The organism is Variovorax sp. 10N412, from assembly GCF_056394985.1.
On the sequence record NZ_JBFTIO010000005.1, the window covers coordinates 367,255 to 381,052 of the forward strand.

The window sequence follows — 13,798 nt, forward strand, 5'->3', positions numbered from 1 at the left end:
AAGTCCGTCGTCCCATCCGTTGGACGCATGGTTGCCCACTGGATGGCTTCCCAAACGGCGAGTTGCGCACTAAGTTCTGCTCAGAAAATCAGGGTTTGGGGGCAGAGATGGGTAAGAGTGCTAAGGGCAAAGCGACTGATGCAAATGTAAGCAGACTGGGGCCAGTCGTTGCTGGAGCCATCCGGACCGTCGGGACTGGCTTCACGTCTCTACACTTTGTCGAAGATTCCTTTGACAAAAAAGACGGCGTCATTTCGATGTTGAGTCATTTCGTCATGACGAAATCGACGTTCGCCCCGCATCTTCATAAAGATCTTCGAATCCTCACAATGTTATTTGAGGACTCGCGCGGCAATCTCGTCAATCGGGATACCACCAGAGGCGCCGTTGCTCTTGAGGCAGGGGACGTCTACAGCCTCGCTTCAGGTGCCAGTGTGGTGCACGAACAAACGCCAAGCGATGGAGCATCGATCCATGGATTGCAGATTTTTATTAAATCTTCTTCCAAATCGGTCGGCACACTCGCACATGCGTGCTGCACGCGGAATTCGGAGGTGCCTGTAATAGCAAACACTAGCCACCGAATACGGATTGTGCCATGCACAGATGAACTCGGAAGCAACGTCAATTCGAAGAATGATGATGTTGAACTTCTCGATGTCGTCATCTGTGCTGCCGCAACCTATGAGTTCGGGCTAAGGCGTGATCGCAAAGCATGGATCTATGTCGTCTCCGGCCATCTTCAGGTGGTGAGCGCAGAAGACAACCGTGCCCTGGAAGCAGGGCAACTCATAACACTCAGCGCTGGCGCGCAAATGAACGTGGTTTTAGTTCCCGACGTTCTAGCTCACTGCGTAATTCTTTCTGTGAGTCACCCGCCTGGATAAAAAGAACCCGCGCATTGCGTCAGACAACGCTGGGGTCTTGGATCGCAGAAAGTCCAAATCATTGGACACAGGTTCCGGAAAGGCCATCTTGCTGGCCGGTATTGCGCTCCCTAACATGAACCAAGGCCGCTTGTTCTAACGGCTGTTCTTGAGCGCAGACAGGCGCCTGTTTCCGGAGTACCCATGACTTTTGCGATGACGCGCCGCCATTTAATGGCTCAGAGCGCGCTGGCAGCTTTGGCAGGAGGCGGATCGGCTCTTGCCGCCAAATCCGAATCACCCCAAATCACCACCACCACGACTGCGCTCCAAGCCACTCAGCGCTACGACGTCGTGATCGTTGGAGGCGGCTCTGCCGGCGCCGTCCTCGCTGCGCGTCTGAGTGCCGAGGCCCACCGACGCGTTCTACTGCTGGACGCCGGCCCCGATTACGCTCCCGGCCGCTATCCAGATCTACTCAAGAACGCCAACCTCGTCGCTGGCTCTCCGGAGCACGACTGGCACTATCACAGCAGCGATGCGGCCCGGCTGGGGCACGACATCGACATCCCCAGAGGGCGGGTGATTGGCGGCAGCTCGGCAGTGAACGCTGCGGTCGCGATGCGAGCCAGGCCGGCAGACTTTGCGCGCTGGGCCAAGCGAGGGATTGAAGGATGGGCATGGCCAGAAGTGCTGAGTGCCTACCGGGCGATGGAAAACACGGCATGGGGCGACGAGCCTTGGCATGGACGAAGCGGTCCGTTCCCTGTCCGTCAGCGTACCGCCGAGGAGAACACGCCGGCGATGCGCGCGTTCGTGTCGGCTGCTGAAAAGGTCGGGTTGCCACATGTCGCCGACTTCAACGGCGGCCAGCAGCATGGAGTGGGTCCATACCCGCTGAACGTGATCGATGGGGTTCGCATCAACACGGGCATGGCCTACCTGACCGCAGACGTGCGTGCCCGCTCGAATCTGACGATCCGGGGCGGCGCTGAAGTCGATTGCGTGCTGATCGAGAACGGTCGCGCCAACGGCGTGCGGCTGGTTGGGAGAGAAACCATCCTCTCAGGCGAAGTGATTCTGTCTGCCGGCACGCTCGGCAGCCCCGCCATCCTGATGAGATCTGGTGTTGGGCCGACGGATCATTTGAACGAGTTGGGGATCGCGACCCTGGCTGACTTGCCCGTTGGCAAGCGTCTGCAGGAACATCCGTTCTTCTTCAACGTGTACGCGCTCAAGGCGCCGGCTCTTGCGATGACGCCAGCCGCTGGCGCGATTGTCTGGACACGCTCGCAGCAGGCCGCAACGGACGATTTGGATCTGCACATCTCCGGCACGCATCTGATCGATCCGAAGGCAAGTCCGACAGGCGCCGCCATCGTGCTTGCCTGCGCTGTGACCTTGCCGCAATCCAACGGTAGCTTGCGCCTCACCAGTCGCGACCCGCGCGCCGCGCCGCTGATCCGCTACAACTTTTTCGAGCAGGAGACCGACCTGGACCGCATGGTAGAGGCCGTTCAACTGTCACGCGAAATTGGCCGGAGTGCGCCATTCACAGGCTTGGTCGATCACGAAATGACACCGGATGGCACCGTACGCGATGGCAAGACTTTGCGGCAGAACATCGTCGCCAACGTCGCCGGCTACCAACACCCCACGTCGAGCGTCCCGATGGGATTGGAAAGCGACAAAGGCGCGGTGGTCAACGCATCGGGCGCGGTGTTCGGCATCGCAGCGCTGCGCGTCGTCGACGCGTCCATCTTTCCTGACATCCCTTCGGTGGCGACCAACCTCACCACCATCATGCTGGCCGAGCGCATCAGCGCTCATTTGGTCAAGTCGCCTTCTCTGATCTTTAGGAATTCATGACATCTCTCGATGTGAACGGTCGGCTCTATCAAGTCGCAGCCGAGGGGAGCACGCCCTTGCTCTACATCTTGCGCAACGATCTGGGACTGAATGGCCCGAAGTTCGGTTGTGGACTGGGCCAATGCGGCTCCTGTTCCGTTTTCGTCGGCGACAGCGTCGTGCGATCGTGCGTGTACCCGTTGGATGCGGTCGGCAAGCAGAAGATCTCGACGGTCGAATCGCTCGCCGATGGCGATCGCCTGCACCCGCTTCAAGCAGCGTTTCGTGACGAACAGGCAGCACAGTGCGGATACTGCACCAGCGGCATGTTGATGGCGGCCAAGGCGTTGCTCGACAGGAAGCCACACCCCACCGAGGCTGACATCAGGGAGTCCCTGGCGTCGACGCTGTGCCGATGTGGCGCACACAACCGTATCGTCCGGGCAGTCCAGCGGGCGGCCAAGGAAATGTCGTCATGAGCACCGCTGTTTCCAGGCGCGGATTTCTTGGCGGCGTCGGTGCCATCGTGACGACGATCTCGCTCGGTCCGGTGTCCGCTTTCGCGCAGGGCGTCCCCGAGCCCACCGGCAGTCTGAAGTTCAATCGTGCGCTCGACGGATGGATTCGTGTTGACGCGGCTGGCACCATCACGCTGTTCACCGGCAAGGTCGAGTTGGGTCAGGGCATCCTCACAGCGCTCGCTCAGATCGCTGCTGAGGAACTTGATGTGAGCTTTGACGTCCTGCGCGTCGTTTCAGCTGACACCACCCGCAGCCCGGACGAGGGGTACACCTACGGCAGCCAGTCCGTCGAACAGAGCGGAGCGGCCATCCGAGTGGCCGCTGCACAAGCGCGACACAGGTTGATGATGGCGGCTGCTTCGCGGCTGGATGCCAGGCTCGAGGATTTGACGGTCGCTGCAGGCGTGGTGACCGGGCTCAATGGCAGGCAACTGACCTACTGGGAGCTGGCCGCCGGAAAGGCCGATCTCCTGGCCATCCAGGTCTCCGCGGACGTTGCCCTCAAGCCTGCGGAGCTCTACAAAATCGTTGGTCAATCGGTGCAGCGGATCGACCTGTTGCCCAAGCTGACAGGCGGGCAAGCATTCATCCAAGACCTTCGCTTGCCGGGCATGCTCTTTGGGCGCGTTGTCCGGCCCCGACGCTATCGGGCGAAGCTTCTGCGGATCGACGAGTCGGCTGTTCGCAAAATGCCCGGGGTCGTGGCGGTCGTTCGCGAAGGCTCCTTTCTTGGGGTGGTGGCTCGAAGAGAGGAGCAAGCCATCGCCGCTCGGGATGCCCTGGCAAAAGCGGCAATCTGGGATCAGAGCGGCCCCGCGCTTCCGAACGATCAGCAGCTTGTCCCGGCTCTGAAATCCTGGCCAGAAGAGGTGAGTGTTGTCGGTGAAAAGGGGCAAGCGACGGCTGCTCCAACCGGACGACGTATTAAGTCGACGTTCAGCCGTCCCTACCTGTCGCAGGGCTCACTTGCACCTTCATGTGGGGTTGCATGGCTGCGGGAGGGGCACCTGACGGTGTGGTCGCACACACAAGGGGCGTTTCCGCTGCGAGGCGACATCGCCAAGGCGCTCGGCATGCCGGTCACCTCGGTCGACACCATTCACACACCGAGTGCGGGCTGCTACGGCCAGAACGGCGCCGACGACGCGGCCTTCGACGCCGCGCTGCTCGCGCGCGCAGTCGACGGCCATCCGGTCAAAGTTCAATGGATGCGCGAGGACGAGTTCTCATGCCCGCCCTTCGGGCCTGCCATGGCAACGGAACTGCAGGCGACGCTGTCCGACGATGGGCGAATCGTGGATTGGGTCCATGAGGTCTGGAGCAACTCGCATGCGATGCGTCCTGGCCAGCCGGGGGGGATCAATCTGCTCGCTGCGTGGCAGATGGAAAAGGGGGCGATGCCGTCGCCGCCTCTTCGCATCGCGCAACCCTATGGCGATGGGGATCGAAACGCTGTCCCTCTCTACGCGTTCGAGCGCTTCAAATCGGTCAACCATCTTCTGATGGCAACACCGATCCGCAACGGTTCGCTCCGGACCTTGGGCACCCACCTGAACGTGTTCTCCATCGAGAGCTTTGTCGACGAGCTGGCGCTTGCGGCGGGGGCCGATGCCGCTGAATTTCGGCTGCGGCACCTCGGAGACTCGCGGGCGCGAGCGGTGATTCAGGCCGCGATCGAGAAGGCGGGCTGGTCAAAGGAATCAAAGCTGTCCAAGAAGAACGGCGTAGGACGCGGCGTGGCATTCGCCCGGTACAAGAACATCGGCGCGTACGCCGCCGTGGTCGCCGATGTGGTTGTCGACGCTGTCAGCGGAGACATTCGTGTTGACCGGCTGTTCATCGCTGCGGATGTGGGACTGATCATCAACCCGGATGGGCTGACCAGCCAGATCGAGGGCGGCGCCATTCAGGCAATGGGATGGACCTTGAAGGAGGCCGTCCGTTTCGACGATCACGAAATACTGACGCGCGACTGGTCCACTTACCAGGTCATGCGCTTCCCTGACATTCCGAAGATCGAGGTTGTACTGCTCGACCGTCCCGAACTGCCCAGCGTGGGTGGTGGCGAAGCGTCCTCCGGACCAACCGCTGCGGCCATCGCCAATGCGTTCACCAACGCAACCGGTCTGCGGATCCGAGACCTGCCAATGAACCCCGACATGGTCAAAGCGGCCTTCGCGAAAGCTCGCCTGCCCGCAGGCTGAGCTGTTTCGAACCCACCTCCACATTTGTAGAACCTGTACCTAATGCTTCATCTTCGCTTAAACCTTCTCGCCCGATCGCTCGTGGCCCTGCTCTTCATCGTGGCCGGAGTTCGAAAAGTCCTGCACTACGACTTCGTTCTTGGTTACTTCGGAAGTCTTGGACTTCCGATGCCACAGATTGTCTTGCCTGCAACGATTACCCTTGAACTTGTCTGCGGGGTTTCCTTGATCATGGGCTGGAAGCTGCGTTGGGTCATACCAGTCCTTGGCCTCTTCTGTTTGGGAACCGCGGTCATTGCGCATGACTTCTGGAACGCCGGAGCTGCACAGTACGACGCGCAGCTGAACAACTTTCTGAAGAACTTGGCGATTGCAGGCGGCTTTCTAACGCTTGCGGTATGGACGAATGAGAAGGAACCTAATTCCGTGTGGTGGCCTGAGGAGGCCTTAATCCGCGCTTCCAGTTGCTGAAGTTTCGGCCGCCGAAATCTGCGGGCTGCGCAGGGTGTTCACGCCTACCAGCTATGCGTAGCTTCGTCCTCATGCTCTGCAAGAGCTTTGTTGAACGTCGTCCTTGTTCATGGCGGCAAAGTTCCCTTTAGCCGACGTTCGCCGGCCGCAGACAAGCGGCAGCAATCAGTCTAAAGCGGGTGACCAAACGCCGCGCCAAACCGTAATGCGGCACCTTCGTAAAACGAAGAAAACGTTAGTTGCAGATGAAGTTGGGGCGTCAGCAGAAGCAGCTGAAGCTCAGTCCGAAACGTTGATCTAGAGCAAATTTACGAGTTCTTGTCCGAAAATTATTGGTAGCAATTCGGTCGAAATCTACGTAAGTCGTTGTTGCACATAGAATTTACGAGATTCTGACCGCTCACTATGTCGCCAGCAGCAACCAGCGAACTGGTCGGCGTTGCCTCCCGCCCCCCGGTGAATTGGCTGAGGGGCTGAGCGTCCATCGTTGCACCGACTATGCCGGCGCCCCGAGGAGCTCGCTGAGATCAAGCTCCGGTACCAAGTAATGCCCTGCTGCTCACCGGTTCCTTTTTCATAGCGAACGTGAAACTGCCCGGACCGTTTCAGGAGTTCTCGCCAGATCTTGCAGAGGTACTTCCACGGCCGGTGCTCGGGGTGGGAAATCCGTATCGCCTCCAGCGCAATGTCGAGCCGGGTGATCTGCCCTGGAGCCGTTTGCTCTTCCTGTCGGCGAAACAGTTGGACGGCGGTGCAGTTTGGCCAGTCGACCGTACCGTCCGGCAATACGCCGTGGAGTATCTCAATGCATCAAATCAAACGAGATCTCTTCCGCTAGAGTTTGAACCAAGTTTGGCCATCGTTAGTTATGTTACCCAATTATGCAATTATCGAAGCTTCATGCTGACCACTTTGATGTTGTGAAGCATCTTGGATTTTTCGTAAATCTGTTTACGGCTTAAAAGGTATCTGGAGGTACTTTAGAAAGCTGTCTAAGCTCGCGCCTCGCACGTCGGCAAGCTAGGCAAATACCGCGCCGTCGTGTCGAGGTCCGTCTCTGAAAGGCTAGTGCCTTTAGTTGCACTGTATTCGGGCTATCGACCGAAAAATTTCAATCACCGCATGGTTAGGTCAAGACCCATCCTGCTGCAAAATTCAAAGGTGAGGAACAGCACAAAGAACGCAGAAGCGACGAACGCCGCGCCCACCTTAATGGATGTCAGCAACACTGCAGCTGTCTTTTGATTCTTGTCTTTCTGACCTCGATCGTAATGCCACTTGACGGCCAAATACATGCCGACGCTGAGCACGAGGACCTTGAAAATAACAAAAGAGATAGGGATTGAATTCATGATTTAAAGAGTATTAATCGTGACAGACGGCGAATTGCCCGAGTGCGGCGAGTAGTTCAATAGCCCGATAAGAAGTGGAGAACCGATCGAACAAAACAGTTGTGGTGGCTAAATGGTCGTGCGCGGGGCGCCTCAAAATGCACGCAAGACCTGGGTCGCAAGACGGAGCCGTCTGCCGGCACCACAGAAGCACTCTCATCGTGCTGTCGAGTGTTCATCTTCCAGGCTGATACGTACAGAACCAGATCGGCTGAAAATTTCCGTATCAGATGCGGAGAGGCCGATAGTCGCTCCGGGGCACGCCAACGTCTGATATGACAATCTTGGGAGCAGTCCCGAACGACCGTATCAGAAGGAGATGCCCATGAACCGCTACGAGAAGCTCGCTGACAACTTCGCTCAGCGCATTCGCGCGGGTAGCCTGAAAGCGAACGATCGCCTTCCCTCCGTACGCGAACTGAAGTCGCAAATGGGCATCAGTGCGTCCACCGTGTTCTCTGCTTACTACCTGCTGGAGGCGCAAGGGCTTGTCGAAGCGCGGCAGCGGTCGGGATACTTTGTTCGAGCGGGCGCGGAAACGTCGGCCAACGAACTCGCCGCCAGCGAGCCTGTCCTCCGGTCCATGTCGGTCGACGTCTCGTCGCTTGTCTTTCAGGTCCTTGCGCAGGCTCGCGAGCGCGACATGGTCCCGCTCGGTTCGGCCTTTCCGTCGCCAGAGCTGTTTCCCTTCGAGCAACTTGCCGCCGGCCTCACGCGAGCGCTCAAGCGGATGGATCCTTGGCAGACCGTCGAGGATTTGTCACCCGGAAACGCCCTATTACGCCATCAGATCTCCCTCCGTTACGGCAGCGTCGGGATGGATGTTCCTGCGTCGGAACTGGTCATCACCAGCGGGGCGATGGAAGCACTCAATCTTGCGCTCGAATCGGTGACGCAGCCAGGCGACGTCGTGGCGATCGAAACGCCAACCTTTTATGGTGCGTTGCAGGCACTGGAGCGGCGCGGTCTTCGCGCGGTCGAGGTTGAGACCCACCCGCGCACAGGCGTAGATCTCGACTCTCTTGCCCGCGTGATCGACCAGCATCCGGTGAAGGCCTGCTGGTTCATGCCGACCTTCCAGAATCCAATGGGCTGCACCATGAGCGACGCAGCCAAAGAGCAACTGGTCAGCATGCTCGCCACCCGCGCCATACCGCTGATCGAAGACGACGTGTACGGCGAGCTCGCGCATGGGGCTCGGAGACCGCCACCAGCCAAGGCCTGGGACCGGGCTGGCTGGGTGCTGCACTGCAGTTCTTTCTCGAAGTCCCTGGCACCCGGATATCGCATCGGTTGGGTAGCGGGCGGTCGCTTTGCAGCTAGTTTGGGTCGGAACAAGTTGATGAGCTCGCTGGCGACGGCGCTCCCCTCGCAACTGGCGTTGCAGGAGTACCTGCAACACAAGAGTTTCGATCGTCACCTGCGCGCACTGCGGCATTCGCTCAGCCGCCAGCAGGCTGCATGCTTTCGACTTATCGATCGATACTTTCCGACTGGAACGCGGGTGACGCGCCCCGAGGGTGGCTATTTCCTGTGGCTCGCACTGCCAGAAGGTGTCGACTCGCTCGCACTGCACCAGGACGCTCTTCGGCTCGGCATAGGCGTAGCGCCGGGCCATTTGTTTTCAGCCGACCGCCGATATACCCGGCATCTGCGCATTAACTATGGGTATCTCGACGACCCGCGCTTGGAAGGGGCTATCAGGAGTCTTGGAGATCTCGCCAACGCGCAGCTTAAATCTACACCTGGAAAATCGGGACCCATCTTCGAGGAACGTTCGTCGCGACCCTAGTTTGCGACAATGCAGACCGAGGTCCGCCGCCTTCAACTGACTCTCAACGTCACGCGCGCCACCTCTTTGGGCTGCTGCCGCGAACGCACCGGCGCCCTTCTGTCGCAATCGTTTAACATAATCCTTATTGCATAGCTAGATTGCCACACTCATTCCAGCGCGCCCACGCATCATCATTAATTATGTTAAAAATACAATCTTGCACGTCACTGATGCGTAGCGCTGAGTTGCTGTTGATCATTTGCTGAATCCAATCGACGGTTACCGTCGGATCCGTCACGGGAGCCAGCCTCTCCGGCAATGCTTCCTAGCTCGCTCGGCAAAGGTCGCCACCCCATAGACCAGTGTCCCGCCGCCAAAGTTGGCGAAGCCCAGCACATCCTCCATTAACCCATCGCGCTGGTCACTCTGTCGCCTCAGCGCATCCCCTCACTTGTAGTCCATCGAGTCGGTCGCTCTGCGCCGACTCGATGAAACTCAACACAGGGGCGGCGGGTCGCTACAAAGGCTGATTCAGGTCCGCTCAGATCTCACTGCGCTGCAGCAGATACCCCAGCCCGCCGACCCTGAACCATCGGTAGCCATAGGGCTCCAGCAGCATGCAGTGCCGCCCCTTCTTGTCGGCGTTGCTGTGCGCCTCGGTCAGCAGGTTGGTGAGCCGCGCCCCGTCGGGCCCGATCTTGCGCGCCGGCAACTCGAACTCCATCGGCTGCTCCGACAGGTTGTGCACGAACAGCACCGAGTTGTTACGCCAGTCGTAGCGCAACACCAGCACTTGCGCGGACGGGTGCGCGAGCACCTCGAAGTCGCCCCACCCCACCTCCGGAATTTCCTTGCGCATGCGCAGGGCGCGCTCCATCCAGTTCAGCAGCGACTCGGGGTCGCGCCGCTGCGCGGCCACGTTGACGTGCTCGAAGCCGTAGGCGCCGCCGCTGATCACCGGGCGCACTGGCTTGCGCGCGGCGGTGAAGCCGCCGTGCGGCTCGGTGGACCACTGCATGGGCGTGCGCGCGCAATTGCGCTCGGGCAGCGCCAGGTCGTCGCCCATGCCGATCTCGTCGCCGTAGCGCAGCACGGGCGTGCCCGGCAGCGTGAGCATCAGGCTGTACGCCAGCTCGAGCCGGCGCCGGTCGCTGCCGAGCATGGGCGCCAGGCGCCGGCGGATGCCGCGGTCGTAAAGCTGCATGTCCTTGTCGGGCGCAAAGGCCGCGAACACCCGTTCGCGCTGCGCCTTGGTGAGGCGCCCGAGGTCGAGCTCGTCGTGGTTGCGCAGGAACATGCCCCACTGCGACGTGGCCGGGCGCGGCCGCGTGGCGGCCAGTGCCTTGGCGAGCGGGCGGCTGTCGGCGCTGGCCAGCGCGTAGAACAGGTTCTGGTTGACCTGAAAGTTGAACATCATGTGCAGCCGCTCACCTTCGTCGCCGAAGTACTGCATGTCGGTCTTCGGCAGCACATTGGCCTCCCCGAGGATGACGGCGTCGCCCTTGCGCCACTGCATCAGCTCCCTGAACTGGCGCAGCATGTCGTACTGCTCGCTGGGGCCCTTCACGTCGGCGCCCTTCCTGGCGATGACGAACGGCACGGCGTCCATGCGAAAGCCCGAGACGCCCAGTTGCGTCCAGAAACCCATGATCTTCAGTATCTCGGCCTGCACCATCGGATGGCTGGTGTTCAGGTCGGGCTGGAAGTCGTAGAAGCGGTGAAAGTACCAGCGCCTGGCGAGCTTGTCGTAGGTCCAGGTCGATTTCTGCACGCCGGGAAACACCACGCCGTCATCGGCGCGCGGCGGCTTGCGCTCGGCCCACACGTACCAGTCGTGGTACTTGCTGTTGCGGTCGCGCCGGGCTTCCTGGAACCAGGGGTGCTGGTCGGAAGTGTGGTTGACCACCAGGTCGATCAGCACGCGCATGCCGCGCTGCGCGGCCGCGTGGGTGAACTCCACGAAGTCGCCCAGCGTGCCGAAGCGGGGGTCGACGTTGTAGTAGTCCGCCACGTCGTAGCCGTCGTCGCGGCCCGGCGAGGTCTGGAACGGCATGAGCCAGATGGTGGACACGCCCAGCCCGTTGAGGTAGTCGAGCCGGCGCGTGAGGCCCTCGAAGTCGCCGCATCCGTCGCCGTTCGCATCCATGAAGGTCTCGACCGACAGACAGTAGACGACGGCGTTCTTATACCAAAGGTCTTTGATCATGCATTCCTGCTTTCAGGGAAGGACTCGCACACATGGACCCCAGGCAAAACCCCCCGTCGCCCGACAGCTGGTGGAAGAACGGCATCGTCTATCAGATCTACCCGCGTTCGTTCCAGGACAGTGACGGCGACGGCATCGGCGACTTGCGCGGCATCCGGCAACGGCTCGATTATTTGGTGTCGCTCGGCGTGGACGCCGTCTGGATTTCGCCGATCTACCCCTCACCAATGGCCGACTTCGGGTACGACATATCCGACTACTGCGGCATCGACGCCCGCTTCGGCACGCTGGCGGACTTCGACGAACTGGTGCGCGGCGCGCACGCGCGCGGGCTGAAGGTCATTCTCGACTTCGTGCCCAACCACACCTCCGACCAGCACCCGTGGTTCACGCAGAGCCGGTCTTCGCGGCACGACCCGAAGCGCGACTGGTATATCTGGCGCGACCCTGCACCGGACGGCGGCCCGCCGAACAACTGGCTCAGCAACTTCGGCGGCCCGGCCTGGACGCTCGACGAGGCCACCGGCCAGTACTACCTGCACTCGTTCCTGCGCGAGCAGCCCGACCTCGACTGGCGCAACCCCGACGTGCGCGCGGCCATGTACGAGGCGCTGCGCTTCTGGCTGCGCCGCGGCGTGGACGGCTTTCGCATCGACGTGCTGTACCACCTGGTGAAGGACGCGCTGTTTCGCGACAACCCGGCCAACCCGGCGTTCGTGCCGGGCGGCGACCCGTCGCACAGCCTGCTGCCGCTGTACACCGCCGACCTACCCGAGGTGCAGGACATCGTGCGCGAGATGCGCGCCGTGGTCGACGCCTTCAGCGACGCACAGGGCGAGCGCGTGCTGATCGGCGAGCTCTACCTGCCGCTGGCGCGCCTGATGGCGTACTACGGGCTCGACAGCACCGGCGTGCTGCAGGGCGTGCAGCTGCCGTTCAACTTCCAGCTCATCGGCGCGCAGTGGCAGGCCGATGTCATCCGCCGGCTGGTGCACGACTACGAAGCCGCGCTGCCGCCGGGCGCGGCGCCCAACTGGGTGCTCGGCAACCATGACAAGCCCCGCATCGCCAGTCGCGTCGGTCCGTTGCGCGCCAGGCTCGCGGCCATGCTGCTGCTGACCCTGCGCGGCACGCCCACGCTCTACTACGGCGACGAAATAGGAATGACCGACGTGCCCATTCCGCCCAATGAGGTGCAAGACCCGTTCGAGAAGAACGAGCCGGGCAAGGGCCTGGGCCGCGACCCGCAGCGCACGCCGATGCAGTGGAGCACCGGCGCGCACGCTGGGTTCAGCCAGGGCAGGCCCTGGCTGCGGCTGGCGGACGACTGGGCCACGCACAACGTCGAGCTGCAGCAGGCCGATGCGGCGTCGATGCTCGCGCTGTACCGCCGGTTGATCGCGCTGCGGCGCGCGGAGCCCGCGTTGCACGCCGGCGCATGGGAACCGGTGGACGCGGGTGCGGACGTCGTGGCGTATGCGCGCACCTTCGCGCAGCGGCGGCTCGTGGTGCTGCTGAACTTCGCGGAGGCGCCGCGGGACGTCGATGGGTCGGTGGTCGGTGCTAAAGCCGACGTGCTCGCGAGCACCCGGCCCGAGCGAACGGGCCTTCAGGGCGGGCTGCTGACGTTGCAGGCGCTTGAAGGCGTGGTGCTGGCCTGTGCCAATGAATAGTGGGGAGCGAGCAGCTCCACGCGGCTAGCGCCCCGTGAACCGCGCAAGCCGCCGCTCCACGAAGTGCTGCACGCCTTCGGTGAAGTCCTCGCTGCGAATGCTCTGCACCATCTCGGCATTCGCGAGCGCCACGGCCTCGCCCAGGGTCTGCCACGGCGCCTCCCACAGCTGCTGCTTCATCACGCGCACCGAGCGGGGCGACACCTCGCTCGACAGCGTCGCGGCCAGCGCCTGCGCTTGCGCCAACAGCTCGTCCGCCGGCACGACGCGGTTGACGAGGCCCATGGCCAGGGCCTCGGCCGCGTCGATCTTGCGCGAGGTCAGCAGCAGGTCGGTGGCGTTGGCATGCCCCACGATGCGCGGCAGGATCCAGGCGATGCCGTGCTCGGCGATCAGCCCGCGCTTGGCGAAGGCGGTGGCGAACACCGCCTTGTCCGAGGCGATGCGGAAGTCGCTGTACAGCGCCATGATCAAACCCAGGCCGGCGGCCGCGCCGTTGATGGCGCTGATGATGGGCTTCGGCGCGGCGGGAAAGTAGGTGTACCGCGTCTGGTAGTCGGCGCGCCGGTTCATGTCGTAGGGCCGCATCCATTCCTCGGCCTGGATGTCCTCGGGCGGCAGCACGGCGAGCTCTTCCATGTCCATGCCCGCGCAGAAGGCGCGGCCCGCGCCGGTGAGCACGATGGCGCGCACGGCCTTGTCCCGCCCCGCGGTTTCGATGGCGGTGCGCAGCTCTGCCTCCAGCACCTTGGTCAGGGCATTCATCTGCCCCGGCCGGTTGAACGTGATGGTGGCGACGGGGCCGTCGACCTGGTAAATGATCTGTTGGAAAGTCATGGGGTGT

11 protein-coding genes are annotated in these 13,798 nt (G+C 61.8%); 8 read left to right on the forward strand and 3 right to left on the reverse strand.

Going from position 1 to position 13,798, the window contains the following annotated elements; all coding sequences use genetic code 11:
* Positions 1 to 62 precede the first annotated feature (62 nt).
* From AC1DJH_RS15795 to AC1DJH_RS15820, 6 genes are all read left to right on the forward strand, one after another.
* Positions 63 to 887 carry a pirin family protein gene (locus AC1DJH_RS15795; protein ID WP_478186290.1) on the forward strand — a complete coding sequence of 275 codons (825 nt, stop codon included), beginning with the start codon at positions 63 to 65 and terminating at the stop codon, positions 885 to 887.
* 183 nt (positions 888 to 1,070) lie between these two features.
* On the forward strand, positions 1,071 to 2,735 hold the full coding sequence (locus AC1DJH_RS15800) for a GMC family oxidoreductase (RefSeq protein WP_472126206.1): 1,665 nt from the start codon (positions 1,071 to 1,073) through the stop codon (positions 2,733 to 2,735).
* Positions 2,732 to 3,193: a (2Fe-2S)-binding protein gene (locus AC1DJH_RS15805; RefSeq protein WP_307611284.1), complete on the forward strand. Its 462-nt coding sequence runs from the start codon at positions 2,732 to 2,734 to the stop codon at positions 3,191 to 3,193. Before AC1DJH_RS15800 ends, AC1DJH_RS15805 begins: the two co-directional genes overlap by 4 nt.
* On the forward strand, positions 3,190 to 5,439 hold the full coding sequence (locus AC1DJH_RS15810) for a xanthine dehydrogenase family protein molybdopterin-binding subunit (protein WP_478186291.1): 2,250 nt from the start codon (positions 3,190 to 3,192) through the stop codon (positions 5,437 to 5,439). The genes AC1DJH_RS15805 and AC1DJH_RS15810 overlap by 4 nt, the downstream gene beginning before the upstream one ends.
* Positions 5,440 to 5,481: 42 nt before the next feature.
* Positions 5,482 to 5,910, forward strand: a complete 429-nt coding sequence (locus tag AC1DJH_RS15815; protein ID WP_472126215.1) for a DoxX family protein — start codon at positions 5,482 to 5,484, stop codon at positions 5,908 to 5,910.
* Between the two features lie 585 nt (positions 5,911 to 6,495).
* Positions 6,496 to 6,834, forward strand: coding sequence for a hypothetical protein (locus tag AC1DJH_RS15820; RefSeq protein ID WP_478186292.1), 339 nt, complete (start codon positions 6,496 to 6,498; stop codon positions 6,832 to 6,834).
* Between the two features lie 191 nt (positions 6,835 to 7,025).
* On the opposite strand, the gene AC1DJH_RS15825 is transcribed toward AC1DJH_RS15820, so the two are convergent.
* Positions 7,026 to 7,262: a hypothetical protein gene (locus AC1DJH_RS15825; protein WP_478186293.1), complete on the reverse strand. Its 237-nt coding sequence runs from the start codon at positions 7,260 to 7,262 to the stop codon at positions 7,026 to 7,028.
* Between the two features lie 364 nt (positions 7,263 to 7,626).
* On the opposite strand from AC1DJH_RS15825, the gene AC1DJH_RS15830 reads away from it, so the two are divergent.
* Positions 7,627 to 9,093 (forward strand): aminotransferase-like domain-containing protein, encoded by a 1,467-nt coding sequence (locus AC1DJH_RS15830; RefSeq protein WP_478186294.1) that lies wholly within the window; start codon positions 7,627 to 7,629, stop codon positions 9,091 to 9,093.
* A gap of 523 nt (positions 9,094 to 9,616) precedes the next feature.
* Here the strand turns inward: AC1DJH_RS15830 and AC1DJH_RS15835 are convergent.
* On the reverse strand, positions 9,617 to 11,281 hold the full coding sequence (locus tag AC1DJH_RS15835; RefSeq protein WP_472125919.1) for an alpha-amylase family protein: 1,665 nt from the start codon (positions 11,279 to 11,281) through the stop codon (positions 9,617 to 9,619).
* A 32-nt stretch (positions 11,282 to 11,313) separates the two neighbouring features.
* On the opposite strand from AC1DJH_RS15835, the gene AC1DJH_RS15840 reads away from it, so the two are divergent.
* Complete coding sequence (locus AC1DJH_RS15840) at positions 11,314 to 12,954, forward strand: alpha-amylase family glycosyl hydrolase (RefSeq protein ID WP_472125921.1); 1,641 nt, start codon at positions 11,314 to 11,316, stop codon at positions 12,952 to 12,954.
* Positions 12,955 to 12,978: 24 nt separating this feature from the next.
* On the opposite strand, the gene AC1DJH_RS15845 is transcribed toward AC1DJH_RS15840, so the two are convergent.
* Positions 12,979 to 13,791 carry an enoyl-CoA hydratase gene (locus tag AC1DJH_RS15845; protein ID WP_472125924.1) on the reverse strand — a complete coding sequence of 271 codons (813 nt, stop codon included), beginning with the start codon at positions 13,789 to 13,791 and terminating at the stop codon, positions 12,979 to 12,981.
* Positions 13,792 to 13,798 lie beyond the last annotated feature (7 nt).

Excerpts from the sequence above, each read along its gene's own strand:
- AC1DJH_RS15800 (WP_472126206.1), top strand. The coding sequence starts at position 1,071 with ATGACTTTTGCGATGACGCGCCGCCATTTAATGGCTCAGAGCGCGCTG.
- AC1DJH_RS15805 (WP_307611284.1), top strand. The coding sequence starts at position 2,732 with ATGACATCTCTCGATGTGAACGGTCGGCTCTATCAAGTCGCAGCCGAG.
- AC1DJH_RS15810 (WP_478186291.1), top strand. The coding sequence starts at position 3,190 with ATGAGCACCGCTGTTTCCAGGCGCGGATTTCTTGGCGGCGTCGGTGCC.
- AC1DJH_RS15815 (WP_472126215.1), top strand. The coding sequence starts at position 5,482 with ATGCTTCATCTTCGCTTAAACCTTCTCGCCCGATCGCTCGTGGCCCTG.
- AC1DJH_RS15825 (WP_478186293.1), bottom strand. The coding sequence starts at position 7,262 with ATGAATTCAATCCCTATCTCTTTTGTTATTTTCAAGGTCCTCGTGCTC.
- AC1DJH_RS15830 (WP_478186294.1), top strand. The coding sequence starts at position 7,627 with ATGAACCGCTACGAGAAGCTCGCTGACAACTTCGCTCAGCGCATTCGC.
- AC1DJH_RS15835 (WP_472125919.1), bottom strand. The coding sequence starts at position 11,281 with ATGATCAAAGACCTTTGGTATAAGAACGCCGTCGTCTACTGTCTGTCG.
- AC1DJH_RS15840 (WP_472125921.1), top strand. The coding sequence starts at position 11,314 with ATGGACCCCAGGCAAAACCCCCCGTCGCCCGACAGCTGGTGGAAGAAC.
- AC1DJH_RS15845 (WP_472125924.1), bottom strand. The coding sequence starts at position 13,791 with ATGACTTTCCAACAGATCATTTACCAGGTCGACGGCCCCGTCGCCACC.